Source organism: Streptomyces sp. NPDC059456, assembly GCF_042750055.1.
In the GTDB taxonomy this organism is placed as follows: domain Bacteria; phylum Actinomycetota; class Actinomycetes; order Streptomycetales; family Streptomycetaceae; genus Streptomyces.
The window spans coordinates 1-2,062 of record NZ_JBHYVA010001006.1 but is presented as its reverse complement, the minus strand read 5'-3'; the positions used below and the strand labels follow the sequence as shown (position 1 = coordinate 2,062).

Annotated in this window: 1 protein-coding gene and 1 pseudogene; one reads left to right on the top strand and one right to left on the bottom strand. The window is 75.5% G+C overall.

All coding sequences use genetic code 11. From position 1 onward, the window contains the following. A pseudogene (locus tag ACFXA3_RS41600) lies at window positions 1-366 on the top strand (ABC transporter permease); the annotation flags it as partial. 76 nt (window positions 367-442) lie between these two features. On the opposite strand, the gene ACFXA3_RS41595 reads toward ACFXA3_RS41600, so the two are convergent. Further along, window positions 443-1,834 carry a class I SAM-dependent methyltransferase gene (locus ACFXA3_RS41595; RefSeq protein ID WP_385196555.1) on the bottom strand — a complete coding sequence of 464 codons (1,392 nt, stop codon included), beginning with the start codon at window positions 1,832-1,834 and terminating at the stop codon, window positions 443-445. Window positions 1,835-2,062 lie beyond the last annotated feature (228 nt).

Below are 2,062 nucleotides of genomic sequence, written 5' to 3'. Positions count from 1 at the left end.
GCATGGCGCTGATCATCTCGGTGCTGGGCGTGGTCAACACCCTGGCGATGTCCGTCTGAGCGGACCCAGGAGATCGGCATGCTGCGGGCGATCGGCCTCGACCGGAGCCGGGTCAAGAACATGATCCGCCTGGAGGCCGTGGTCATCTCCCTCTTCGGCGCCGTCCTCGGCATCGTCGTGGGCGTCTTCCTCGCCTGGGCGGTCGGCACCACCCTCACCAAGACGGTGCCGGGCTACGAACTGGTCATCCCCTACGACCGGATCGGCATCTTCCTGCTGCTCGCCGGTGTGGTGGGCGTGCTGGCGGCCATGTGGCCCGCCCGCAGCGCCGCCCGGCTGAAATTGCACACCGCAAACAACCCCGAGTCGGCACCGGTTTCCACGGCTGGCACCCGCAAGGCCCCGGGGGAACCCGCCCGGGGGCCCTTCCCCTCGTACGGGGTCACGCGCCCCAGGTGCGCAGCCGCAGCGGCAGCCCCGAGCGCCCGGCCGCCGCGGGCTTCACCGCGAGGACCTGGTTGACGCCGAGCCGGCCGTGCTCGAAGCCCAGCGCCGAGGCCGCCATGTACAGCCGCCAGACCCGGGCCCGCCCCGGCGAGGTCAGCCGTACGGCCTCCTCCCAGCGCTCCTCCAGCCGTGCCACCCAGGCCCGCAGGGTCAGCGCGTAGTGCTCGCGCAGCGCCTCCACGTCGCGGACCTCGAACCCGGCCCGCTCCAGCTCGCCCACGGTCGTGCCCAGCGGCGAGAGTTCGCCGTCGGGGAAGACGTAGGCGTCGATGAACTCGTCGACCCGGTAGGCCTCTTCGTCCGGCTCCGGCGGGCGCGCGATCTGGTGGTTGAGCAGCCGCCCGCCGGGGGCCAGCAGGGCGTGCAGGGTGCGGGCGTACTGGCGGTAGCGCTCGGCGCCGACGTGTTCGGCCATCCCGATGGACGAAATGGCGTCGTACGGGCCGTCCTTGACGTCCCGGTAGTCCTGGATCCGGATGTCGACCCGGTCGGCCAGGCCCTCCTCCGCGGCCCGCTTGCGGGCGTACGCGGCCTGTTCGCGCGAGAGCGTCACGCCGGTGACGCGGACCCCGTACTCCCGGGCCGCGTGCAGCGCCATGGAGCCCCAGCCGCAGCCGACGTCGAGGAGCCGCCCGCCGGGCTGGAGGCCCAGCTTCCGGCAGACCAGGTCGAGTTTGTCCCGCTGGGCCTCCTCCAGGGTGGAGCCGGGGCTCCAGTACGCGCAGGAGTACACCATGGAGGGACCGAGGACGTGCCCGTAGAACTCGTTGCCGACGTCGTAGTGGTGGCTGATCGCCTGCCGGTCGCGGCTCTTGGTGTGCGTCTGGCCGTCCCGGCGCCGGGCCTCCTCGGGGGGCGGTGCGGGCGCCGGCCACGGCCGGGCCAGGGCGACGAGGTCGCGCAGCGCCGCCCGGGCGTCCGGGTCGCGCAGCAGCGCGGTGGTCCCGGCGGCGCCGCCCGCCCGCTCCGGCAGGCGCGGCAGGTGCGGGCGCAGCGCGCCCAGCTTGCCGAGGCCGGAGCGGCGGACCGCCCGCGGGGCCTCGGGGACGTCGGCGGGTCCCCGCTCCCAGAGCAGGCCGGCCACGCGGTCGAGCAGTTCGAACAGGTCGCCGTCCACGGTCAGGTCCCCGGCCACCCAGGCCCGGGCCAGGCCCAGTTCGCCCGGCCGCCACAGGACGCGGCGCAGGGCGCGCCGGTTGGCCAGCACCAGGGTGGGGCCGTCGGGCGGCCCGGCCTCACTGCCGTCCCAGGCGCGGATCCGGACGGGCAGGGGGGCGCCCAGCAGGGTCTCGGCAAGAGCGGCCAGCCGCGGCGCGGCTTCGGTCATCGTAGGCACCTCCGGAAACGATCCGACCCGACGCGACGGCCTACCCGTTTCCGGCTGCGCTCAACCGGCGGACACGCCGAAGGGGCCGCCCGCACCACGGATGGCGGGCGGGCCCCTGGGGGGCGGGGGGGGGGGGTTGGGGGGCCCACCCCGGGGAGGGGGGCGGTGGCGGTGGTGGCGGGGGGGGCGGGGGCGGCGCCGGTCGCGTATAAACAACAGACGCGGCCC